The organism is Flavobacterium sp. Leaf82 (assembly GCF_001422725.1).
GTDB lineage: Bacteria > Bacteroidota > Bacteroidia > Flavobacteriales > Flavobacteriaceae > Flavobacterium.
Map to the genome: position 1 here is coordinate 58,566 of NZ_LMMA01000033.1, position 25,432 is coordinate 83,997.

The 25,432-nt window shown below is 33.0% G+C and carries 18 protein-coding genes and 3 tRNA genes; 11 read left to right on the forward strand and 10 right to left on the reverse strand.

Features of this window, described 5'->3' with window-relative positions:
• Positions 1-16 precede the first annotated feature (16 nt).
• The 5 genes from ASF10_RS18480 to ASF10_RS18500 all read left to right on the forward strand — a co-directional run bounded on the left by ASF10_RS18480 (position 17) and on the right by ASF10_RS18500 (position 6,211).
• Positions 17-1,072, forward strand: coding sequence for an IPT/TIG domain-containing protein (locus tag ASF10_RS18480; protein ID WP_056252411.1), 1,056 nt, complete (start codon positions 17-19; stop codon positions 1,070-1,072).
• Positions 1,073-1,280: 208 nt separating this feature from the next.
• Positions 1,281-2,267, forward strand: coding sequence for a T9SS type A sorting domain-containing protein (locus ASF10_RS18485; RefSeq protein ID WP_056252414.1), 987 nt, complete (start codon positions 1,281-1,283; stop codon positions 2,265-2,267).
• Between the two features lie 132 nt (positions 2,268-2,399).
• Entirely contained in the window at positions 2,400-3,638 is a 1,239-nt protein-coding gene (locus ASF10_RS18490) for a glycoside hydrolase family 27 protein (protein WP_056252416.1), read from the forward strand.
• A gap of 11 nt (positions 3,639-3,649) precedes the next feature.
• Positions 3,650-4,615, forward strand: coding sequence for a glycoside hydrolase family 5 protein (locus ASF10_RS18495; protein WP_056252419.1), 966 nt, complete (start codon positions 3,650-3,652; stop codon positions 4,613-4,615).
• Positions 4,616-5,137: 522 nt separating this feature from the next.
• Entirely contained in the window at positions 5,138-6,211 is a 1,074-nt protein-coding gene (locus ASF10_RS18500; RefSeq protein WP_056252422.1) for an outer membrane beta-barrel protein, read from the forward strand.
• Positions 6,212-6,836: 625 nt separating this feature from the next.
• On the opposite strand, the gene ASF10_RS18505 is transcribed toward ASF10_RS18500, so the two are convergent.
• The 5 genes from ASF10_RS18505 to ASF10_RS18525 form a co-directional block, all read right to left on the reverse strand.
• Positions 6,837-7,742 (reverse strand): N-acetylmuramoyl-L-alanine amidase, encoded by a 906-nt coding sequence (locus tag ASF10_RS18505; protein WP_056252424.1) that lies wholly within the window; start codon positions 7,740-7,742, stop codon positions 6,837-6,839.
• A gap of 34 nt (positions 7,743-7,776) precedes the next feature.
• Positions 7,777-8,349, reverse strand: a complete 573-nt coding sequence (locus tag ASF10_RS18510) for a hypothetical protein (protein WP_056252427.1) — start codon at positions 8,347-8,349, stop codon at positions 7,777-7,779.
• A 41-nt stretch (positions 8,350-8,390) separates the two neighbouring features.
• Positions 8,391-9,704: a 30S ribosomal protein S12 methylthiotransferase RimO gene (rimO, locus tag ASF10_RS18515; protein ID WP_056252430.1), complete on the reverse strand. Its 1,314-nt coding sequence runs from the start codon at positions 9,702-9,704 to the stop codon at positions 8,391-8,393.
• Between the two features lie 214 nt (positions 9,705-9,918).
• The gene (locus ASF10_RS18520; RefSeq protein WP_056252433.1) at positions 9,919-11,421 is read right to left on the reverse strand and encodes an OmpP1/FadL family transporter; all 1,503 of its coding nucleotides are present in this window, start codon (positions 11,419-11,421) and stop codon (positions 9,919-9,921) included.
• 46 nt (positions 11,422-11,467) lie between these two features.
• Positions 11,468-12,454: a hypothetical protein gene (locus tag ASF10_RS18525; RefSeq protein WP_056252435.1), complete on the reverse strand. Its 987-nt coding sequence runs from the start codon at positions 12,452-12,454 to the stop codon at positions 11,468-11,470.
• Between the two features lie 101 nt (positions 12,455-12,555).
• Here ASF10_RS18525 and proS point away from each other — a divergent pair, with 101 nt between their 5' ends.
• The 5 genes from proS (at position 12,556) to rpsT (ending at position 14,821) form a co-directional block, all read left to right on the forward strand.
• Positions 12,556-14,034, forward strand: coding sequence for a proline--tRNA ligase (gene proS, locus ASF10_RS18530; protein WP_056252439.1), 1,479 nt, complete (start codon positions 12,556-12,558; stop codon positions 14,032-14,034).
• Positions 14,035-14,111: 77 nt separating this feature from the next.
• Positions 14,112-14,183, forward strand: a tRNA-Glu gene (locus ASF10_RS18535).
• 45 nt (positions 14,184-14,228) lie between these two features.
• Positions 14,229-14,300, forward strand: a tRNA-Glu gene (locus ASF10_RS18540).
• Positions 14,301-14,342: 42 nt separating this feature from the next.
• Positions 14,343-14,414: transfer RNA gene (locus tag ASF10_RS18545), tRNA-Glu, on the forward strand.
• A 155-nt stretch (positions 14,415-14,569) separates the two neighbouring features.
• Positions 14,570-14,821, forward strand: coding sequence for a 30S ribosomal protein S20 (gene rpsT, locus ASF10_RS18550; protein WP_056252442.1), 252 nt, complete (start codon positions 14,570-14,572; stop codon positions 14,819-14,821).
• Between the two features lie 306 nt (positions 14,822-15,127).
• Here rpsT and ASF10_RS18555 read toward each other — a convergent pair whose 3' ends face one another.
• Both ASF10_RS18555 and ASF10_RS18560 read right to left on the reverse strand, forming a co-directional pair.
• Positions 15,128-15,541, reverse strand: coding sequence for a response regulator (locus ASF10_RS18555; protein WP_056252445.1), 414 nt, complete (start codon positions 15,539-15,541; stop codon positions 15,128-15,130).
• Positions 15,542-15,546: 5 nt separating this feature from the next.
• Positions 15,547-17,202, reverse strand: a complete 1,656-nt coding sequence (locus tag ASF10_RS18560; RefSeq protein ID WP_241774985.1) for a PAS domain-containing protein — start codon at positions 17,200-17,202, stop codon at positions 15,547-15,549.
• A gap of 222 nt (positions 17,203-17,424) precedes the next feature.
• Here ASF10_RS18560 and typA point away from each other — a divergent pair, with 222 nt between their 5' ends.
• Positions 17,425-19,221 carry a translational GTPase TypA gene (typA, locus tag ASF10_RS18565; RefSeq protein ID WP_056252450.1) on the forward strand — a complete coding sequence of 599 codons (1,797 nt, stop codon included), beginning with the start codon at positions 17,425-17,427 and terminating at the stop codon, positions 19,219-19,221.
• Positions 19,222-19,380: 159 nt separating this feature from the next.
• On the opposite strand, the gene ASF10_RS18570 is transcribed toward typA, so the two are convergent.
• From ASF10_RS18570 to ASF10_RS18580, 3 genes are read right to left on the reverse strand one after another with little or no spacing between them, the layout of a single operon-like run.
• Positions 19,381-22,167, reverse strand: a complete 2,787-nt coding sequence (locus tag ASF10_RS18570; protein WP_056252453.1) for a T9SS type B sorting domain-containing protein — start codon at positions 22,165-22,167, stop codon at positions 19,381-19,383.
• A gap of 57 nt (positions 22,168-22,224) precedes the next feature.
• Positions 22,225-24,579 carry a T9SS type B sorting domain-containing protein gene (locus ASF10_RS18575; protein ID WP_056252455.1) on the reverse strand — a complete coding sequence of 785 codons (2,355 nt, stop codon included), beginning with the start codon at positions 24,577-24,579 and terminating at the stop codon, positions 22,225-22,227.
• Between the two features lie 15 nt (positions 24,580-24,594).
• Positions 24,595-25,431: an ABC transporter permease gene (locus ASF10_RS18580; RefSeq protein ID WP_056252458.1), complete on the reverse strand. Its 837-nt coding sequence runs from the start codon at positions 25,429-25,431 to the stop codon at positions 24,595-24,597.
• Between the last annotated feature and the right edge of the window lies 1 nt (position 25,432).

The window sequence follows — 25,432 nt, forward strand, 5'->3', positions numbered from 1 at the left end:
TTTTAAAAATAAAAATATGAAAAATATAAAAATTGTTTCGTTAACAGCATGTATGGCATGGATGTTATCTTTAATGTTTTTTAGTTCCTGCTCAAATGATGATAATGCTTCAGTATATACAGGTGCGCCGGTTATAGAATCCATATCACGTTCAGGTTATGATACTGCAGGAAATCTTTTACCATCTACTCCGGTTACTTTAGTAGATCCAAAAAATTATTATATCATACATGGAAAAGGATTACTGTCTACGCAAAAAGTATATTTTAATGATTTTGAAACGTATTTCAGACCCACTTTTGTAACAGATACAGATATTGTGATATTGGTTGATGAAAAAACGCCTTATGCTAATGCTGCCAATCAGTTAAAAGTAGTAACAGGAAGCGGAACAGCTGTTTTTAATTTAACTGTTGCACCACCAGCACCAACATTTAATTGGTTTAATTCTATAAATGCTCAAGAAGGTGATATGGTGACTCTTAGTGGTGATTATTTCCTGAATCCTATTGTAAAAGTAGGGACGGAAAATGTACCGGTTGTGTCTTCTACTTTAACTGAAATTAAATTTAAAATGCCAGCCAATGCCACTGATAAATATGTAACAGTGACGAATATTTCAGGTTCTGCTGTTTCTGCTGAAGCAATTGGTTCAGCACTTTATGATGATGTAATGCAAGGAGACGCAGGTCACTGGATGTGGCAGTCAGCAGATTCTTTTGATACAGGTTACAAAGTAGATAAAGTGCAGGGAGAATCATCGATTAAATTTGTTTTTGGCGGATGGAATGGCGCTGATATGAAGTTTAATTCAAGAGATGTTTCTAAATACAAAGCTTTTAGGGTTAAAGTTAAAAGTGTTTCGGCAAATACAAATGCAAGTATAATATTTGTTTTTGGCGGTTGGGCGTATCAAATTAAGAAATCTCTTGCCACAAACTGGACTACTATCGAAATTCCTTTTTCTGAGATAGGAAATCCTACAACTTTTGATCAGTTAACATTGCAGGAATCCGGAGGTTTTGGAGGTAATACGATCCTTATGGATGACATGGGATTTGTTTTGAAATAGTATATTATTTTGAGTTTTGTTTTAAGTATTCCCTAATCTACTCAATTAGGGAATACTTTTTTAAATTTTATTTTTTGATGCTTTTTAATTGATAATCAATTTGTTATATGATTTTATAATACTGCTATTTGAAGAAATAATATCATTTATTGTTTAATTTTCTGGTTAAATTTATTTATTACTAACAACCATAAAAATCAAAAAAATCATGAAAAAAAATGACTCTTCAAGTGTTCGCACTTTTAAAATTTCAAAACAAAATGAGCTTTCGATATTAAGTTTTATTTTAATATTAATTAGTTTTATAACAAATGCTCAGGTTATTACAGGCGTAAATCCTTATTGTTTGTCTTCAAATCCTACTTATACAGTTTCGCCGCCTCCGGCAAATATCAGTTACACTGAAGTAAAATGGATTTGCAGTGATCCAAGTGTGACATTTTCAGGAAATCCATCATTATTATCATTGTCTAAAGTTTTATACAAAAATCCGGGACCAATTCCGGGAGGTACAACACTTACAGTACAATTTCTTGATGGTACAAATGTAGTCGCTCAAAGTAGTGTTTTTACTTTTATAGCACCAGATTTACCGGCTCAGCCCAGTTATTATGTCACGAAAACAAATGATTATTGTACAACACAATATCATATAATAACAGTTAATATTATTCCGAATCCAAATCCGAGTCCGAATACCAATTTTAATATTTCTCCAAGAGTTGCAGATGCAAGTATTGTAATTACGCAGACTTCTAAAAATGTATTCGAATTAAAACTGCCATTAAACGGACAATCCTATTTTCTATATGATGTTACAAGTACAACCTCTTCGTCAGGATGTTTGTCAAATTCAGTTACATCAACATCTTATGGAAACTCAATTTCTTTAAACCTGACAGGATGTTCTAATAATATTCCCGGAATAAATTATGAGGTAACAATAGCGCCAAATCCATATAGCAACGGATACATAACAATTTATGCTCCGGCAATTAGCTCAGTAGGAACTGGTACAATTTGCAAAGTATACAATAGTTCAGGAGTTTTAAAAGCTACTTTTCCTTTATCGGCAACATCAACTTCATTTCCGTTAAAAGCAACGGTTGGAGCTTCATTAACAGTTGGACTTTATATTGTGCAGGTAACATATCCAAACGGAATTGTAAAAACTCAAAACTTAGTTGTCAATTAAATTAAGTTCTTTTTTTAATGAGAACTCCATTTCGAAATATCGCGATGGAGTTTTTTATAGCATTCAATAGTTAATTCAATAACTACTTATTAAATAGTAAATAGAATAAAAAAAATATCAAAATAATCAAAAATGAAAAAAGCAGTAGTAGTATTGTTTGCTTTAAGCATATCAGCTTTAGGGTTTAGTCAGGGAAATACACATACACAACTGGCAGGAAAATTTGAAGGTCTGGCAATGACGCCTCCAATGGGTTGGAATTCCTGGAATACTTTTGGGACAAGTATCGATGAAAAATTAGTAAAAGAAACCGCAGATATTATGGTTTCGTCCGGAATGGCTTCGGCAGGATATAATTATATTGTGCTCGATGATGGCTGGATGACCAGAGAACGTGATGCAAACGGAGATTTAGTTCCTGATCCGGCAAAGTTTCCTAACGGAATGAAAGCTGTAATTGATTATGTTCATAGCAAGGGTTTAAAATTTGGTTTGTACAATTGCGCCGGAACACAAACTTGCGCCGGTTATCCCGGAACACGTGGTTACGAATATCAGGATGCTCGTTTTTATGCCAGACTGGGTATAGATTTCTTGAAATATGATTGGTGTAATACACAAGGAATCACAGCTAAAGAAGCTTATACAACGATGAGTAATGCGCTTAAAACTGCTGGAAGACCTATTGTGTTTAGTCTTTGTGAATGGGGAGATAATCAGCCATGGGAATGGGGAAAACCGGTTGGTAATTTATGGAGGATTTCAGGAGATATATATCCTTGCTTTGATTGTGAATTTAAACATGAAGAAGGAAATTGGTCTTCCTGGGGATTTATGAAGATCGTAGAGATGCGTAAAGACATTCGTAAATATTCTGGACCTGATCATTGGAACGATTTTGATATGATGGAAGTAGGAAATGAAATGAATGATACCGAAGATAAATCACATTTTGCAATGTGGTGTATGATGGCTTCACCGCTTGTTTCAGGAAATGATTTTAGAAAAATGTCAAAAGAGACACTTGCGATTTTAACCAATAAAGAATTAATTGCTGTTAATCAGGATAAATTAGGAATTCAGGGTTTTAAATATTCTGCTGAAGATGGAGTTGAAGTTTGGGTAAAACCCTTATCAGATGGTAATTGGGCAGTAACCTTTTTAAACAGAAGTGATGTGGCTAAAAAAATCAATTTTGATTGGAAAAAGCATATTATCAAGGATGCTGATTTTGGTTATGAAGCTAATTTTGGTAAAACGATTTATAAATTAAAAGATCTTTGGAAAAATAGGGAATCAGGAAATACAAAAAAGAATTTTACTGCAGATATTGCATCTCATGATGTAATTACGCTTAGATTAATTCCTTAAATCTGATACTAATGAAAACGAAAACAAATTACTTTATCGTTACCTTATTATTGATGTTTTTTGTTTCGAATGCACAGTTTGTCAAAAATCATGGTCAGCTAAGCGTTAACGGAACGCAGTTAGCAGATAAAAATAATAATCCAATTGTTTTGCGCGGTCTCAGTTTTGGCTGGCACAGTATGTGGCCCAGATTTTATAATGAAAAAGCAGTTAGTTGGCTAAAAAAAGATTTTAATTGTAATGTGGTTCGTGCAGCTATGGGAATTGAGTTAGGGGAAATGGCATATATAAAGGAGAAGCAATTTTCTAAAGAAAAAATCGAAGCGGTTGTAAATGGAGCTATAAAAAATGATATATATGTAATTATTGACTGGCACAGCCATAACATTAATCTAAAAGAAGCAACAGCATTTTTTGATGAGGTTTCAAAAAAATATGCAAAGTATCCTAATATAATATATGAGATATTTAATGAGCCGGATCATGAGTCCTGGTCAGAAGTTAAAACTTACGCAGAACAAGTGATAAAAGTGATTCGTGAAAATGATCCCTACAATATCATTTTAGTTGGTTCGCCACATTGGGATCAGGATGTTGATCTTGCAGCTGCTGACCCAATTAAAGGATTTAATAATATAATGTACACGATGCATTTTTATGCAGCAACGCATGGCAAAGAATTAAGAGACAGAACAGATGAGGCAATAAAAAACGGTTTACCAATTTTTGTTTCAGAATCTGCAGGTATGGAAGCCTCAGGAGACGGTCCTTTAAACATGAAAGCCTGGCAAGAATATATAGACTGGATGGAAGCACGAAAATTAAGCTGGATAACCTGGTCCGTTTCTGATAAAGAGGAAACCTGTTCTATTCTAAAAAAGTCTGCAAAGTCAGAAGGCAATTGGAAAGATAAAGATTTAAAAGAGTCAGGAATTAAAGTCCGTGAGTTTTTAAGAAAATACAATACGCAAAACTAGTATTAATTTGCATAAACTAGAAAAGCCTGTTCAGTTTGATCAGGCTTTTTTTGTAGGAATTTTTATGGACTATTTTTTTGCTTTTAATTTGAAATAGTAAATGTGTTTTTCAGCTTATTTTTAATTAAAAAATTTTATACCCTATTTTTTAAGGGGGTCATGTGTATTTGTATCTATTTATTGATGCTTAAATATGTTTTTAAATCAGTAAATGTCGTATTTATCTTTATTTATTGAGGGTTTATTGTAAAAACTGGTTATTGAATTTTCAAAAATAAATTAATATAAATGTCAAATCATGATTATTGTTAATTTAATTTTTGTAATCCATAATTCTTGCCCTAAATAGTCAAAAAAACAGACTTCAATTCTTTTCCTCATACAAAAGTTAATAAATTCGCTAATGAAAAAGAGAATGTTTTAGAGGCGAATAAGAGGTTTTAGAAATGACTTATACTATTAAATAGATATATAAAAGATTAACTAACCAGAATCAATTAATAACTAAAAACCAATTAACACATGAAAAAAGTATTACACGTATTAGCCGCGATGTTAACAAGTTCTTTTGCTTTTGCCCAAGATGAGACTGAAGCTTCAGTTTCGCCAGCAACCACTTGGGGAGGATCAGCAGACGCTTATTATAAATATGATTTTTCAAAACAAATGAACGGATTAACGAGCTTTACCAACTCACAAGATTCATTCGAATTAGGAATGGCCTCAATTCAGGCGGCGCACACGTTCGGGAAGGCTTCAGTTTTTGTAGACTTAGGTTTCGGAAAAAGAGCGGGGGAATTTTCATATAATGAAACAACAGATAAGGATGTTACAGCAAAATTTTTAATCAAACAATTATTTTTCACTTATCAGGTAACAGATAAATTTAAAGTAGTCGCAGGTAGTTTTGGTACGCATATAGGGTATGAAGTGTTAGATGCGATAGGGAATAAAAACTATAGTATGTCATATGCTTTCTCTTACGGTCCATTTTTTAATACTGGAGTAAAAGCAGTATATACTTCGGGAAAATTTACAGCTATGGCTGGGATTACAAACCCAACAGATTTTAAATCTGCTATGGATGCGGGGTCAAGCCAAAAAACATATATCGCACAATTAGGATATATTGGTGATACCGGAAGTGCTTATTTAAATTTTACGTCAGGCAGTAGTAATCCTGCATCTGATGAGAATAAAACACAAATCGATTTTGTAGCGTCTAAAACAATAACAGATGCTTTTTCTTTAGGATTTAATGCAACATATGCTAAAACTAAAAATGATTTCGATAGTGAATTAGACGGTGATTGGTTTGCATTAGTAGGATATGCTAATTATGCCTTCATGCCATCTTTGAGTTTGGCTTACAGAATAGAATATTTTGATGCTAAAGATGCTGCTGCGAGTTTAGGAACATTGACAGGATCGAATGTTTTTGCAAACACAGTTTCTTTAAATTACAAAGTTGGAAAACTAACCATAATTCCTGAGTTAAGATACGATGCTGCATCGAATGATATCTTTTTAGATAAAGATGTCGCTCCAACAGGAGGATCTTTCTTCGGATTAATTGCTACAACATACTCTTTCTAGAGATAAAGATTGATATTTTTTTTTTTTTTTTGGAGCTGTCGAAACATACTAATGTTTTGGCAGCTTTTTTATTTGAATGTATTCCTGTTATTTTTTGTCTTAAATTTAGATAGGAACTATGGTTTGATTTTTTTTGCCACGAATTACACTAATTTGCTCTAATTTTTTATTTTGGTTTGGACAGTTACTTTTGCTTGTTTTTTATCTCTCTAGGTCATGGCAGAACTATTATTAATCTTAATTAACAGCTAAATTTCATATTCTTTATTTGTGCAAACTCGCACAATGTATGTAAACTCAGCAGAGTTTATTCTGGTTTTTTTTGCCACGAATTTCACAAATTACACTAATTTTTTCTCTATTAAATTTTTCAATAAGCACAGTTTATTTAAAAAGTCATCCATCAATTCCTGCTATCTGTAAGAATTCTCAAGCAACAATAACACCATCATCAAGTATAAGTACAAATTAAAACAGATAAAAAACAATCAACTTTTTGTCTAATAGAGATTGGGAACAGCTAATTTTTGCCTTTTAATTCGTGAAAATTTGTGTAATTCGTGGCAAACTTCAAGTAATAAAAAAACGCGTTTCTAAATTTTAGAAACGCGTTTTGTATGCTTTTTTATTGCAGTTGCTTTTTGTAAATCGAGTAGATAGTATCTATTGTTTTTCGATCTAAAGTAGCAGTAGTATCAGTTTGAATATAATGTAATTTAAAAGCCTGAATTGCTGCCGAAAGATTCTTGGTATTATAGCCAATAATTCTCAAAGCCGGTTCGATTTTAAAATCAAACGGAGCTTCTTCTAAAATTTCATCTGGCCAGATTCCAAATCCTTTTTCTGCTAAGGTTTTCCACGGAAACAAGGCACTTGGATCTTGTTTTCTGCCTGGTGCAATATCTGCGTGACCTAATATGTTTTGAGTCGGAATATTGTAATCTTTTTTTAATTTCGTTAAAAGTGCTACAAGGCTGCTAATTTGTGCTTCGGTAAAAGGTTTAAAACCATTATTGTCAAGTTCAATACCAATAGAAGAAGAGTTTAAATCTGTATTTTTTCCCCAAGTAGATGCTCCTGCGTGCCAGGCTCTTAAATAATCGTTTAGCATCTGAACCACTTTTCCATTCTCAGATATAATATAGTGGGCACTAACCTGTGTTCTTGTTATGGTAAATGTTTTTATGGTTTGCTGGATCGAATCCTGAGCAGTATGGTGAATAACAATAAAGCTTGGTTTTCTTAAGTTAAAGTTTACTGTTCCAATCCATTCTGTATTTACACCATTTAATAAGTACGTAGAACCCGTTTTAGATAAAGTATCTTTTACAATTCCTAATTGTGCTGCATAAGTAGTGTCAATAACAACAGGCGTAACTGCCGGAATTGGTTGAGCTTCTTTATTTGTGATTTGATTCTCTAGAGTTTTAAGCTGTTTGTCGTAAACCTTTTCTGTGTTTTTATAAGGGTTTGTCGAGCAAGCAGTAATAATAAGGGCCAAAATCAGGAAACAAAAATGTTTTTTTGCCATGGTTAGTTATGTTTATAAGATAAGATTGAAACAGTTATTCTTGAGCTTTTATTGTTTCAGTATCTTCTTTAACTTCTTCTTTATTTTTGTTTTCTTTAGAATCTTTTTTCTTTTTCGATTTAGCAGGTTTTTTGATTTCTTTAAAATCTGCCATAAAAGCAGTATATTTTTCAATCTGGTCCGGATTCAAAAAAGCAGTAACTTTTTTATTAGTGCTTTCTCTTAAAGCTTTAATCTGCTCTAGTTTTTCGTCCTGGCTGCTGCTTTCGTTTTTCAAAAGAACACCTTGTTCTTTCATGCTGTCAGTAAAAACATTTGTAATAGCAATTGCCTGAAGTTCATCAAGATTTACCACGGGCTTCATTTGCTCTACAATTCTGGCAGCAGTTTCTTCTACAGGAACTTCTTTAGGTTTGCTGGTGTTACCTTGCTGTCCACCGCCCATCATACTTCTGTCCATACCCATTCCGCCACCTCTTCCGTATCCGTTTCCTCCATAACCGCCACCTCCGTAACCGTTATTGTATCCATTTCCGTATTGAGCCGAAACAGAATTGAAGCAGAATAAGGTGAAAACTAAAAGAAATAAAGATTGTATAGGTTTCATAAGATTGTTTTATCTAAAATTGATAATTGTTCAGCGTAAATTTAAGCAGGTTCTCCGTATAAATCAAATTCTGTTGCTTCTATTATTCTTATATTAACAAATTCTCCTGTTTTTACATAATGTTTAGATGCGTCAATCAAAACTTCATTGTCTACATCCGGACTATCAAACTCAGATCTTCCAACAAAGTGAGCGCCTTCTTTTCTGTCAATAATACATCTGTAAACCTGTCCTACTTTCTCCTGGTTCAAGTCCCATGAAATTTGTGACTGTAGTTCCATTATTTCGTTTGCTCTGGCTTGTTTTACATCATCCGGAACATCATCTTCTAATAAATAAGCATGCGTATTTTCTTCATGAGAATAAGCAAAACATCCCATTCGGTCAAATTTCATTTCCTGAACGAAATCTTTTAGAATTTCAAAATCTTCCTGAGTTTCACCAGGATATCCAACAATTAAAGTTGTTCTGATAGCTATTCCGGGAACAGCTGCACGAAAATCTTTTAATAATTGAGTCGTTTTAGCCTGAGTAGTACCACGACGCATAGATTTTAAGATAGAGTCAGAGATATGCTGCAACGGAATATCGATATAATTACAGATCTTAGGTTCGCGTTTCATTAATTCTAAAACATCCATAGGGAAACCTGTAGGATAGGCATAATGCAAACGAATCCATTCAATACCTTCTACTTTTGCTAAAGCTTCTAAAAGTTCAGCAAGATTTCTCTTTTTATAAATATCAAGACCATAATAAGTTAGATCCTGAGCAATTAAGATTAGTTCCTTAACGCCATTTTTAGCTAAACCTTCAGCTTCTTTTACCAGTTTTTCGATAGATTGAGAAACGTGTTTACCACGCATAAGCGGAATAGCACAAAAGCTGCAAGGTCTGTCGCAACCTTCGGCAATTTTCAGGTAAGCATAGTTTTTAGGGGTTGTTGTTAAACGTTCTCCTAATAATTCATGTTTATAATCAGCTCCTAAAGCTTTCAATAACTGAGGCAATTCAGTTGTACCAAAATATTGATCTACATTAGGAATTTCTTTTTCTAAATCAGGTCTGTAACGCTCAGATAAGCATCCTGTTACAAAAACTTTATCAACTAATCCTTTGTCTTTTTTGTCTGCATATTCCAAAATCATGTTTACTGATTCTGCTTTAGCATTATCAATAAAACCACAAGTGTTGATTACAATAATGTTTCCTTCTTCTGCTGCAGGCGCCTCATGAGTCACTTCTTTGCCGTTTGCACGAAGCTGTCCCATTAAGACTTCACTATCATATACATTTTTCGAACACCCAAGAGTGATTACGTTAATTTTGTTCTTTTTTAAAGACTTGGTTCTCATACTTTTATAAATTGGAGTGCAAAATTACGCTTTTTTATTCAAACACCGCTTGTTTCCTTTTCTTTTACGTGTTTTTTATGAAGCTATTCCCGCTCTCCGCTATATCTTTTCCTTGCTAAAGGAGCAAGAAAAAGGATGTCGCTTCTATCGGGGCTAAAAAAAAATCCGTCAGGTAAAACCTGACGGAAATTTCAATTCATCTATTTATTCTTAATTACAATTCAAATAATAAAGTCAAAGTAACATTGTTCAGTTTTGATGTAATGTTAGCTCCGTCAGTAAATCCAGTTGCGAAAAATCCCTGATTCGATTTTCTTTCCAGGTAAGAGTACGCTAAATCTAGTTTAGTTCCTCCAAAATTATATCCTAAACCTCCTGAATAACTGTTTGTGTCTCCTATTGTTGTGCCGTCTTTATAAGGGCTTCCTTCGTAACGATAACCACCGCGTAAACTCAATTGTTTTATTTTATATTCAGCTCCAACTCGTAATTCGCCATTACTTGTTAGTTGATTGCTAATATCATTGTTTACACCTCTAAAACCAGCATCATCTGTTGGTTTATACTTAGTATTTCCGTAATCTTTGATAGCGTAATCAACACTGATCAAACCTGATTTTCCAAATACATACGCAGCACTAAAAGTGGTCTTCCCCGGAGTTTGTAAAGTATATGAATCATAAACATTCACAATATTTGGGTTAACATTTGCGTAATCTTCTGGTCCGTTGATAGCTTGTGTAGTTGTGTAAAGACTTTGAGAAACTTCGTCATTCATTTCATACCACGTATTTGATTCGTAGGCTAAACCAAGACGGAATGATTCTGTAACTTTTGCAATAGCTCCAAGTTGAAAAGAAAAACCATTACCATAAGTATACAAGTCGTTATTAAAACGCAAATTTGAAATAGTTGGATTTGCTTCTAATGGATTGCTGTTATCTTCATAAAAACTGCTTGATCTTCTATAATCAGTTATATGTACATTTAAATTAGCTCCAAGATAAATTCTGTCTTTATAAGATGTAGCGATATTAAAACTTAATTTACTGTTGTATCCGCTTGTATAAACTTCGTTTTCATGATAGTAATTACCGCCGGCTGGTACATTTGATATATATTGATTGTTATTATCAGTATCTGTAACCGGATTTATTACGAATCCTTTGTATCCAAAATAGGCTTGTTGTTCATCGTAGAACTGATCTCTGTAAGGGACGTTTGTAATAGTACTTAAAGGAATACCATTCGCATAGGCTAAGAAATATTTGTCAATAGAATTTGTTGGATTTGTTCCTACTGATGCAATGCTGTTGTCGAAATTATTTGTGTTTTCATAAGTTACTCCAATTGCAATCTTTTTCCAGTTATTACTTGGATTGTGGTCGTGAAAAACAAAAACGGCTCCTGCCTGATTTAGGATAAATGAGTTTTCTTTTTCGCTTGTCTGAGTTCCAAAATAGTTAGAATTATTTTTAATATTTTGGTTACTAAAACTTATACCAGTTTGATTGTTAGAGAAAATTGCAGATCCTGCCGGATTGACACTCATAGAAGATAAATCTCCACCAACTGCTCCAAACGCACCGCTCATTGCTCTGAATCTTGCTGTTCCGGTTAAATTGTCTTGTGCATAACGAACAGCATCAGATATTTCTTGTGAATGTGAGACGCTGGCTGTTAGTCCTGTAATAAGTAGGAATAATATTTTTTTCATTGGGATAAGTTTTTTTATGTGATTTTTAGATTAGTGAATGAAGAGATTATCTTCTTCCACCACCGCCTCCGCTATATGATCTTCCGCCACCGCCACCGCCGCCAGATGATCTCATGCTTCCGCCACTACCGCTGTTCATAGAACGGGATGGGCTAGGAGAGTAGCTTCTTGATGAATTGCCACTATCGTAACTTCTCGTTGTTGTGTTACTTGATGATCTTCTGTTTGAGTAATCATAACTGTTGCTTTGACCTTGAGTCGTACTTCTTCTGTTTGTAAAAGTAGGGCTTGAAGAGTTGTATGTTCTTCCGTTTACAGAAGAGCTTCTTCTGTAGTCAGAGTAGCCATTTTGTCTGTTAGTTGTATAGCTTCCTCTGTTTGTAGTATAACTTCTGTTTGAACTGTAGTTTCTGTTACTGTTATATCCTCTGTTTGTAGTAAAGTTTCTGTTAGAAGCATAATTTCTTCCTCCATAATATGCAGCAGAACCTCTTCTTCCATAACTGTAAGAGTAGTTGTTATATCCGTAATAAGGTCTGTAATAACCAGGGTAGCCCCATCCGCCTCCCCAGTATCCAGGATATCCCCATCCGTATCCAGGGTAGCCCCAATAACCTCCTCCATATCCGTAACCGTAATATGGATATCCAAAACCAAAGCCGAATCCCATTGACCATGTAGGGTCAGAGTAAACGTTTACTGAAACTTCTGAATTGGCACTTCCCCAAGCCGGGTAAGCAGTTGCTACTGTTTGTGTGCTGTCGCTATCTTGATAATTGCCGTAACTGTCAACATCTGTAAAAATTTCGGTTGGCTGATTATCATCTTGCAAAGATTTAAAGTAATCTTTGTATTGATTGTTAGTATTTGTGGTGTTTGTCTGAGCATACGTTCTTGGTGAGCCACCATATACTCCGTCATTATCATTGTAAGAAGTATTTTGGTAAGAACCACACGATGCTAAAAGAAAACTCAGTAATCCAATTAAGTAAATATGACTTGAGTTTTGGCGAAGAGAAGTATAAGTTTTCATATCTGTGGTGTTTTTTATTGTTGCACATTACAAAAATAGTTAGTTTTGTCAAACTATTTAGTTAAAATTATTAAAACAAAATTTGTGCCAAACTATTCAATATGAGTAAGAACCTCACTACAAGATCAGAAGATTATTCGAAATGGTATAACGAGCTGGTTGTAAAGGCAGATCTAGCCGAAAATTCAGGCGTTAGGGGATGTATGGTTATTAAACCTTACGGATATGCTATTTGGGAAAAAATGCAGGCTGAGTTAGATAGAATGTTTAAAGAAACAGGACATCAAAATGCGTACTTCCCTTTATTTGTGCCTAAGAGCATGTTTGAGGCTGAAGAGAAAAATGCAGAAGGATTTGCAAAAGAGTGTGCTATCGTAACACATTATAGATTAAAAAACGATCCGGACAAACCCGGAAAACTAATGGTTGACCCAAATGCTAAACTAGAAGAAGAACTAATTGTTCGTCCTACCAGTGAAGCTATTATTTGGTCTACCTATAAAGGATGGGTGCAATCTTACAGAGATTTACCTTTGCTAATTAATCAATGGGCAAATGTAGTTCGTTGGGAAATGCGTACACGTTTATTTTTAAGAACTGCTGAGTTTTTGTGGCAGGAAGGACATACGGCACATGCTACAAAGGCAGAAGCTATAGAAGAATCTGAAAAAATGATGAATGTTTATGCTGATTTTGTTCAGGATTTTATGGCTATTCCGGTTGTAAAAGGTATAAAAACCGAAACAGAACGTTTTGCCGGTGCTGATGAAACCTATTGTATCGAAGCTTTGATGCAAGACGGAAAAGCTTTGCAAGCGGGAACATCTCACTTTTTAGGACAAAACTTTGCAAAAGCTTTTGATGTGAAGTTTGCAAATGCCGAAGGAAAACAAGAACACGTTTGGGGAACCTCTTGGGGAGTTTCTACTCGTTTAATGGGAGCTTTGGTTATGACGCACTCAGATGATCAGGGATTGGTTTTGCCTCCTAATTTAGCGCCAATACAAGTTGTTATTGTGCCAATTTATAAAACAGACGAGCAATTTGCTGAAATTACAACCGCTGTTAACGAATTGACAGCTAAATTAAAGAAGTTAAAGATCTCTGTTAAATATGATGACAGAACAACTCAAAAACCAGGATTCAAGTTTGCTGAATGGGAATTAAAAGGAGTTCCTGTTAGAATTGCTGTTGGACCAAAAGATTTAGAAAATGGAACTTTTGAAGTTGCCAGACGTGATACATTGACAAAAGAGACAGTTTCTGGTGAAGGAATAGTTACTTATATAAATGACTTGTTAGAACAGATTCAAACTGATTTATTTAATAAAGCATTAGAGTATCGTAATACTCATGTTACGGAAGTAAATAGTTTTGAGGAATTTAAAGAAATTTTAGACGGTAAAGGTGGTTTTGTATCTGCACATTGGGATGGAACTGCAGCTACTGAAGAGAAGATAAAAGATTTGACAAAAGCTACGATTCGATGCATTCCTTTGGATGCTGTAGAAGAGGCGGGAACCTGTGTGTTTACTGGTAATCCGTCTACAAAAAGAGTGCTTTTTGCTAAGGCATATTAAAAAATTTTATTTTTTTTTGCATCAGCTATTGTGCAACTAAAAAATAGATGTATCTTTGCATCCGCATTAGGGAAGCAGGCCCGTTCGTCTATCGGTTAGGACGCATGGTTTTCATCCATGTAAGAGCGGTTCGATTCCGCTACGGGCTACTACTTTTTTTGCGAAATTGTTCTTTAAATACTGAGAATTAAAATGGCCCGTTCGTCTATCGGTTAGGACGCATGGTTTTCATCCATGTAAGAGCGGTTCGATTCCGCTACGGGCTACAATTTCAATTAATATAATTGAAGAAAACTTAGAACGAGAATGGTCTGTTCGTCTAGGGGTTAGGACTCCAGGCTTTCGTCCTGGTAACAGGGGTTCGATTCCCTTACAGACTACTAAAATTAGTTGTGAATAAGTTTTATAAAATAAAAATTGGTGTCTCGATTTTTATTTTATTAGTTAAAACCAAAGTGATTGCTTAGCAATTGTGGGAGGTTTTTCTTTTTTAACTAGTATCTATAACAATTATTACATCTAAAATTAAAACAAAATGGCAAATCATAAGTCAGCATTAAAAAGAATCAGAAGTAACGAAAAAAGAAGAGTTCTTAACAGATATCAACATAAAACTACTCGTAACGCTATTAAAGCATTAAGAATAGCTACTGATAAATCTGATGCAACTTCAAAATTATCAACTGTAATCTCTATGATTGATAAATTAGCTAAAAAGAACATCATTCATGATAATAAAGCTTCTAACTTGAAGTCTAAATTAACTAAGCATGTTGCTAAATTGTAATTAACTACAATTTCCTAAAATATATAAAAAGTCCTCTTTAAGAGGACTTTTTTTGTTTCAAACAAACTGTTTTTTAGTTTTTAAAATCAAAAAAAATCCCAAAGTACAGGTTATCTATGGGAATTTTGAGTTTGTGAAATCTGTTTTTTATGTTTATAGCCAATTGCGTTAGGGATGGAAGCGGTATCCTTTTGTGATAATCCAAACTTTTTGATTTTTAATAAACGAACTGGAACAAAAGATTTAGCGTACAGCCCGACCCGTAGGGAAACGCCATAAGACTTAATCTATAATTGCAGAATAGATTTAAAGATTGATTTTCTTTTTTAGATATTCTAACATAGGTTGTGTAATAGGTTTTGAAAGAAAATCTATAATGATAGGATATTTTTTTGCTTTGGCTAAATCGTCAGGATCAATTGTTGAGGATAATACAATTACGTGTGCAGAATTAAAGTCTGCATAAGCAGGAGAAGTAAAGTGATCCAGAAATTCCCAGCCGCCCATTACTGGCATATTTAGGTCTAAGAATATTAATTCCGGTTTTTTGTTTACTTTGTTTTTATTGTTGGTGTATTTTAAATTGTTAAAATGATGTAGCGCTTCTTCGCCATTTTGAGCTGTTATAATTTCTTTGGAAAATGATGATTTTGAAATTACTTTTTTGCATAACATTAATGTGATAGGATCGTCGTCAATGCATAAAATTTGCTCCAGCATAAAAATTAATTTTTAAATGTTATTGTAAATGTCGTTCCTTTATTTACTTCGCTTTCAATACTTATTGTTCCACCCATTGTTTCTACCTGTGATTTTACGAGATATAAACCTAGTCCTTTGCTGTCAGGATAATTGTGAAATCTTTGATACAAACCAAAAACTTTGTCACCGTTTCTTTCCAGGTCAATCCCAATTCCGTTGTCTTTAAAAGTTAAAATTGCCTGATGTTCAATTTGTTCTGCGGTAATTGATATTTTTAATTTTCTGTTTTCAGATTTGTATTTAATCGAGTTGGTGAGCAAATTAAGTAAAATGCTTTCAATATATGCTTTGTTCGTATTTAATAATGGAACTTTTTCGAAATTTAGTTTGATGATTGGTTTGTGTAATTCGATTTGAAAAGATAATTGACTAAATACATTTTCGAAAACCTCTTTTAAAGAAACTTCTTCTTTTTGCATAGAAGGGTTGTCTTTGATAATAATTACTTTTACCAAATCATTGATTGTTTCGTTTAAAAGGTGAGTTGATTTAGTAAAACCAGCAAGGATTTCTTCTAATTCCGGATTTTCAATGGCAATATCTTCAATGAGATTTAATAACCCAATTAGATTTGACAATGGTGCCCGTAAATTATGTGATGTGATGTACGAAAATTGTTTTAGGTCCTTGTTGTTTTGAGTTAACTCCCTAATTAGATGTTCTTTTTCTGTTTCTAATTTTTTCTCATCTGTAATGTCTCTTTGTATCGAGATCCAGTGCGAAATAACACCTTCGTTGTTGAAAATTGGAATCATAGAGAATCGAACCCAGTATTCTTCATTTTTCTTTGTGTAACTAATTGTTTCTATCAGGCATTCTTCTTCGTTTTTTATTGCTCTTAATAGTTTTTTCAGTTCTTCTGAATCAGATTTTGGTCCTTTAAATATATTGGTAGATTTTCCTATTATTTCATGCGAAAGATATCCGGACATGTGTGAAAATGCAGGATTAACGTAGACTATTTTTGGGATTTTTCGGTCTGATGAGTTTGCTTCTGTAATTAAGATCGAATCTTTAGATTGTGTAATTACGGTTTCCAGAAGTTTTAATCGCTGCTCTTCTTCTTTTTGCTTGGTAATATCCTGAATGGCTCCAATCATTCTAATGGCTCTTCCGTTTTCATCTTTCAATAAAAAACCACGATCAAGAACATATTTGTAGCTTCCGTCAGCACATCTAAAACGATATTGATCTTGCCATTTTTCAGTTTTTTGTTCAATAAAAGAATATAGTTTAATTGACATTCTGATACTGTCTTCAGGATGAATTTTATCAAACCACCATTTCGATGTTTTCCCAACATCAGCAGATTTGTAACCAAAAATACTTTCTATTCCCTTATTCCAGTTGATACTGTCTTCCTGAATTTTCCAATCCCAAATTGTATCGCTTGTTGCTTTTGCAACAATGTCGTATTTTTCATTGGATTCCTTAATTTCTTCGTTTGTACTTTTTAATTTTTCAAAAACGGAAACATTTTTTCTTTCTTTTTTTGAAAGTATATATTTGAAGATAAAACCTGTAGCGAGGATAAAAATAATGTCTTTTAAGAAAAACAAATAAAAATATTCTAGTTTAGAAAAGTAGGTAGTAAGTATTTTATGACAGACTGCTGCCATAATTAGCGATATGATAACGTAAATTAGAGTAATTTGGAGAGTTTTACTTTTCATTACTCAAATATAGTTAAATTAACTATAATTAAACAATAACGAAAGTTCAATTTGGAGGTTAAATTTACATTGTTTTAACGAACTAATTACTTGTCTATACGCAAACTATCGCAGAAACGTTTTTTATATCAAAATAAAGTGTACCTTTGCACCCATTAAAAATCACAGATGGAATCTATTAGAAACATTGCAATTATTGCCCACGTCGATCACGGTAAAACCACTTTGGTTGATAAAATTATGTATCACTGTCAATTATTTCGTGACAACGAAAACACAGGTGATTTAATTCTTGATAATAACGATTTAGAGCGTGAGAGAGGTATTACTATTACTTCAAAAAACGTTTCAGTTCAATATAAAGGAACAAAAATCAATATTATTGATACTCCTGGTCACGCCGATTTTGGAGGAGAAGTAGAACGTGTATTAAACATGGCCGATGGTGTATGTTTGCTAGTTGATGCTTTTGAAGGTCCAATGCCACAAACGCGTTTTGTATTACAAAAAGCGATTGATCTTGGTTTAAAGCCTTGTGTAGTTATAAATAAAGTTGATAAAGAAAACTGTACTCCTGAAGAAGTTCATGAAAAAGTTTTTGACTTAATGTTCGAATTAGGTGCTGAAGAATGGCAGTTGGATTTTCCAACAGTTTATGGTTCTGCTAAAAACAACTGGATGTCTGATCATTGGGAAAACGTAACTGATAATGTTGAAGCATTATTGGATATGGTTGTTGCTAATGTACCTGCTCCTAAAGTTTCTGAAGGAACACCACAAATGTTGATTACTTCTTTAGATTTCTCAGCCTTTACAGGTCGTATTGCTATTGGTCGTCTTGAAAGAGGAGTTCTTAAAGAAGGTATGCCAATTTCATTAGTAAAAAGAGATGGTACGGTATCTAAATCTCGTATCAAAGAACTTCATACTTTTGAAGGACTTGGTCGTAAAAAAGTACAAGAGGTTATTGCTGGAGATATTTGTGCAATCATTGGAGTTGAAGGTTTTGAAATTGGTGATACTATTGCTGATCATGAAAATCCTGAAGGTCTAAAAACGATTGATATCGATGAGCCTACAATGAGTATGTTGTTTACAATCAATGACTCACCTTTCTTTGGTAAAGAGGGTAAATTTGTAACTTCTCGTCATATTAGAGAAAGATTAACAAAAGAATTAGAGAAAAACTTAGCTATGAAGTTAGGTGAAACTGATTCTGCAGATAAATTCATGGTTTTTGGTCGTGGAGTACTTCACTTATCTGTTCTTATTGAAACAATGAGAAGAGAAGGGTATGAGCTACAAATTGGACAGCCACAAGTTATCATCAAAGAAATTGATGGTAAAAAATGTGAACCAATTGAGGAATTGACAATCGATTTACCAGAAAACCTTTCAGGTAGAGCAGTTGAATTCGTTACATTGCGTAAAGGAGAAATGCTTTCTATGGAAACTAAAGGGGAGCGTATGATTGTGAAATTTAATATTCCATCACGTGGAATTATTGGATTGCGTAATCAATTACTTACTGCAACAGCTGGTGAGGCTATTATGGCGCACCGTTTTATTGGATATGAGCCTTACAAAGGAGAAATTGCCGGACGTAACAAAGGTTCATTGATTTCTATGGAAAAAGGAAAAGCTATTCCTTATTCTATCGATAAATTGCAAGATCGTGGTAAGTTTTTTGTTGAACCAAATGCTGAAATTTACGAAGGTCAGGTTATTGGTGAAAACTCTCGTGCTGATGATATGTGTGTGAACGTAACTAAAGAGAAAAAACAATCTAACGTTCGTTCTTCTGGAAATGACGAAAAAGCAAGAATCATCCCTCCAATTATTTTTTCATTAGAGGAAGCTTTAGAGTATATTCAAAAAGATGAATATGTAGAGGTAACTCCAAAATCTATTCGTTTGAGAAAAATCTATTTGACAGAAACTGATAGAAAAAGATTTAAAATCTAAATCCATTTCTAACATTTAATATTGAAAATCCCAAATTCCTCCCGAGATATCGGAACTGGAATTTGGGATTTTTTTATATCTTTTTTTGAGTTCTAAACTTAATCTCTTAAGACTACGATTAGAATTAACGATCCTATTTGAATAATGATTATAAGTTTATTATCGCTTAAGGCTAAAATGACCTTTTGCCTCTCTGCCATTCTCAAGTTTAATGGTGAACCAATAATCAGAAGCAGGCATTGGTTCTTTAATGTAAGTTCCGTCCCATCCTGCCTCAAACGGAGATAATTGTTTTAGCAGTTTTCCGTACCGATCATAAATATAGATTACAGAATTCTTGTAAATAGGATCATTTATTCCGCTAAAATTCCAATAATCATTATAACCATCATTATTAGGAGTGAAAAACTTGGGAGCATTCAATACAGCAAAGTTCTTAAAGATTCTTCCGCAGCCATCAATATTTTCTATGATTAATTCATGAAATCCTCCCGGTATATTTTCGAAAATAGTTGAACTTTGAAAATCACTAAACGTTCCGTCCTGAAAATGAATTCTATATTTATAATTATTAGGATTATTTACATCTATTATAAGTTGATTTAAGGTGTTTAGATCATTAATTTCAATTTTATTTATAAAAGCTAGATGAGATAATTTTACAGGAATATCCACTTTATTAGTACATTCTGCTTTATTTTTTACAACTACATTATAATTTCCTTCTTTATTTACGGTAATTGTAGGAGTTATAGCTCCGGTTGACCATAAATAAGTATAATTATTGATCTCAGATAATTGAACCCCTGATTCTAAAATTAATGTTGCATTGGGTACAGATTCGCATATAACTTTTTCAGATTGTGGTATTAAAAGTGGAATTGGGTCGACGATTAGTTCAAATTTTCCTGTCCCATAACAGCCATCTGTATTTTCGGCTCGTATAAATACATTTTTTGAATTTGTTGTAATTATATTTTTAAGTTCGTTCAATGATAAAGCTGCATCATTTTCGGAATTGTAAAAAAATAATTTAACGTCTAAAGGCATGTTTAATTGATTTTTAATAAGGTGTCTTTTTTGTTCTAAGTCAAATTCAGCTTTTCCAACACCTAAATCGCATTTATGAAAGTCATCGGCATTAATATAAATATTGGGATTTGCCTGTAATATTATAGTTGCGAAGCTATAACAGGACGAATTTGGTTGGCTTATTTTTGCATAAACTGTTTCATTAGGCGTAACATTTCTATAAATAGTATCAATTGATAACGTACTTGCTATATCATTTTCGGCATCACTTTTATTATGATAATAAAAAACCTTATAATCTTTATTCCTTAATGAAATAGGTTCATTTGCCACAGCAAGATTAAAAGTAGCCAATCCGTCTAATGAATTATTATCCTGAGTATCACATTGAATTAATTTATACGGAGTTCCAAGTACAGTAGGATTTTCATAAATGGTTATTATTTTTTCGATGGGTTCTCTGTTTTCACCATTAACAGTTTTGACAAGCGTTACTTTATAATCTCCCGGTTTTGTGTAAGTATGAAAGGCATCTTTTTTATTTGAACTATTTCCGTCTCCAAAATTCCATAAAAAGCTATCTATATTTTCGGAAGAATTCACAAAGAAATGTGTTGATTGTCCAAAACAGTTAAATTCGTAATCGAACGTGTAGAGAAAGAGAGAAGTGATAAAGGGAGGTAGTCCTAATTTTGAAATGCCACCTTTTAAGTCAATTTTATTTTGAATATAATTGCAATTTATGCCATCTGATTCCGGATTGTTGATTACAGATAGTTTATTGCTATTACTGTCAGTATTTGAATAACCAGATCTGTAAATTTTTTCATCGATAGCAAGTTGCAACGCACCTGCAACATAATTTGAAGAATTTATTATTTGTTGAGAACCTATAATGTCTACTTTTTTTAAATCAAATTGTATGAGAGTGCTTCCAAGCGAAATACCATTTACATCATTATATCTGTTGAAAGTAAGATAAAGTTTCGTTGCTTTTGGAGAAAACTCTACGCCGTAAGGATCAACATTGCTTAATACTATTATTTCATTGTTTAAAATTCCAGTACTTGTATCGAAATCATAAAGAGAAACATTTCCTGTATTTCTTTTTATCTGACCACTTTGATTAAAATCGTTAGAAGTTTTTGTTGCCATATTTGCCATGGCAATTTTTTTACCATTTGGCGACGCCTTTAAATAACCAATTGCATTTGTATTATATCCACCAAGAGGTACATTTTGTGTTGTTATAGTTTTTATTGGAGTCTGGTCGATACCTGTAGTACTTATTTTAAAACTGTAGAATGTGTTTTTGAAATGAGTAATGACCCAAAACGAAATACCATCACTATGTTGTACGGCAGTAATTTTCTCTGAGCATTTAAACTTTATATCTTCTGCATCATTTACATTGTAGGTGATAAGATGGATATTCTTTTCAGTTGAAGCAATATCTCCATTACCATTATTTAATCTAAGATCGACTACAGAAAAATTTAAACCGCTATTTGGGGCATCTTCATCATTACTTGTATTATTATCAGCATTAAGTGGGTTGGGTTCGTCTACCGTGAATATATAATATAGATTTGGATCTTTAGGTTTAGGAACTATAATTGCTGATTGTGTACTGGATCGATGTCCTAATAATCCTGTACCGTTCGGCATGACCTGATGATTTTTATCATAGACAATCGATCCGTCAGTATAAAACAAAAGTTTTCCATTTTTATCAGAAATACTGGTGCACCCTTCATTTGTAAATAATTTCCCGTTTGTTAAGGTTACTGGATTTCCGGAATTAAAATCTAATCCTGCTCCATAACCAAAATACCAGATAGCTGCCTCTTTTTGCGCAAAAGAGGGAATTGTAATGAGGAATAAAATGAATGTTATTAATCGGATAGATTTCATATATTTTTCATCAAAATCAAATATACAAAAACGTCTAAGAAATAAATTAAATATTTTTTATCTCTTAAGGCTAAAATGACCTTTTACACTTTTACCATCTATAAATTGTAGGGTAAACCAATAATCATCTGACGGTAATTGCTGGCTATTAAAAACACCGTTCCAGCCCTCGCTGTTTTGGTTCATTTCTTTTAATAATTTTCCGTAACGATCAAAAATCAAAATTTTATAATCCGGAAGCTGATCTATATTTTTGATATACCATAAATCATTATATCCATCTCCGTTAGGGGTGAAAAATCTGGGATAATCTAATACGTAAATAGTAAATGAATTAGATAGCCCGCAACCATTTTTATCTCTTGCAGTTGCATAATAAGTTCCAGGATTTACAGCAGTAAATAAAGGATCATTCTGGAATACTGTACCATCTAATGAAAATTCATAATTTCCACTTCCTGTATATTTTATTAATACTGAATTGTCAGTTCCTGAAAAATCCTTAACAACAGCATCTGTTATTAAAGCTGATTCAGATGCAATTACTTTAAAATTCTTAGTTTTTTCGCAACCATTTTCATCAGTTACAGTTACGGAGTAATCGCCAGCTGAATTTATTTTTATAGTATTGGTTGTACTTCCTGTATTCCATAAATAACTCACAAAACCTGAAGCTACATCCAAGGTTATTTCTTCTCCTTTACAGAGATATTCAGTTGTGTTTTCAAAACCAGGAGGATCAAATGTATTTATAACAAGCGTAACAGGTGTTATATCAAAACAATCAGCTCCATTTGTAGCTTTTGCATAAATTATCTGGCTGTAAGGATTTATATTTTTAAAGATGTTAGGTAATGCGTTTTTTTCTAATAAAGCATCATCTGTGTTTAAATAATACGTAAAGACCAAACCAGTTGGCAAACCTGTTGATAATTGTGGCGTTACTTGTGCTTGAAGATCGAATTGATATAAGCCATCTTGTTTTTCATCACCATCACAAGTTGCTATTGGTTTTTGATCTGCAATTGTTGTGCTTGAAATATTTAATGTTACTTCGGCAATTTTAAAACATCCATACTGATTTTCCAGTCTGGTAAAAACAATTTGACCTGAAGTTTTATTCGTATATTTTTCAGGAGTCAAAATTGGATTTAACTTTGCCTGAGCATCTGTTAAGGATTCATAGTATCCTTTATTCAAAGTTTGAGCAACATTATTTTTAATAATGTTATCTACTTTTGTTAGATTAAAATCAGAAATTCCGTCTGTGTTGTCATCACATTGTAACAGACTTGTATTAGTTGAAAGTATTTCTGGTGCGTACTCGATCTTAATACTTCCTGTAGATACACAAGTAGTGCCCGTTAAGGTTGCTTCGACTTTGTAATTTCCTGTTGTTTTAACGTTATATACAGCCCCGGTTTCTGCAGGAACAATTTCGACATAATTATTGCTGGCATCTTGTTTTAACCACTTAAAAGTATACAAAGCACTATTTAATTGAGTGTCTAGCGTTACATTTTCTCCAAAACACGCAGGATTATTATTAGCAATTGTTTTATCAACTCCAAAATTTATGGTCGAAACAAAACTTCCGGCTTCAATAAAAACAGCAGAGTTATACTGACCAGTTGGATCATCTGCAATTACTAATTTTAAATGATATGTTTTATTCGGAATTACTTCAGTCTGAGCGTTCATTACGACCGTTTGTCCGGCATAATTTATAGGACTATTTACCGTATTGTAACCGTTAAAATAGTTTTCATTTATAGCATCGCAACCACTAAAACTTTCCCCATTCATAAAAACGGGATCAATTTTTGTATGAACAGTAGTAGAGGAAACAGCGGTAGAAGTATTGGGTAAAACAGCTAGGTTTTTATAATCTCCTGAACTTCCTGCTTCTTTTATCAAAAAAGCAAAACCATCAGAATATTCACAAGGATAATAGGTCTGATATTCATTTGAAGCAAAAATATAGTTAAAGCTAATCGAGTTTGTTAAGGCTACAAAGTCAAACTCTAGAACCGTTGCCTGAGTGCTTCCATCTTTGTTTATTGCTTTTTCTAAATCAGCGTCGCCATTCCAGTTTTTATTCGTTTGTCCCTGAGAAGTTGATTGATTAAAAGGACCCGCAGCATTCTTACTGGCAGATGTACTTAGAACAATTCCGCCAGAAAAAGGAAAACTACCGGTTACTGCATTAAAGTAAGCATAACTGTTTCCTGTATTAGCAGGATTTCCAGAAGCATTAACAGTTCCAATATTTATACAGGAACTGTTAATCAATATATTTTTTACTAGTTCATCTGGTGTTTTTGTAGCATCTATTGTAATGTTTTGTGCTTTAATCTTTGCAGATAGTAAGCACGTTAGGATAAAGAACAAAGAAACTTTAAAATAATTCATAGTCTGACAAATATACTACAAATCTCTATTTTTTAATAATTTGTAAGAAAAGTAAATGAATAAAAATGTCCACACCAAAACTATTAAAATCGAAAAATAATGAACACTGTAATCTTTTACATTCGTAACACCCATTTGGGATCCTATGCTTCTTATAACTGATAATCTGGTAATAGGTTCAATAATTAAATTAGACATTGATTCTAAAGGGAAAAATTGTGTAATATAATCTCCCTTATTACTGTTTGGAAAAACTATAAAAATCAAAACCAGTTTTAAAATCCATTCAATAAAATTCCAAACCAATAAAAAACCTAATGCAAAGGCAGAACGTTTAATCAAAATTCCCAAAAATAAACAGAAAGAAAAGAATCCTGTTAATTTTACAAAAAAGGCCAATAGATAATTTAAATCAGTAAAAATAATTCCAAATTCAGTGTAGGACGAAAAGCAAAGTCCTAAAATTAAACTCATTATAAAAACAAAAATTGTAGAAATTAATGAGAATAGTACAACTGTTAGGAATTTTGATAAAATGAATTCTTTTTTACTTAAACCATCAATTAAATTTTGTTTTAAGGTGCCATAACTGTATTCATTTGCCATCATGGAAACAATTACAATAGCAAGGAAAAACTTTAGCAAAGCAGCGATATAAGTGGTAAGATGCCAGATATAAGGGAAATTGAAAAACCCCATTTCTGACGGATCAATGCGAATTGGTCCAATATTAAATTTAATGGATGCCAGCAATGCAATAAAGGACAGTAAAATAAAATAAGTTAGTGTAAGTACTCGACTGGCCTTGTTTTTCCAGATTTTTTGTAATTCTATAGCGATAAGTCTGTTCATG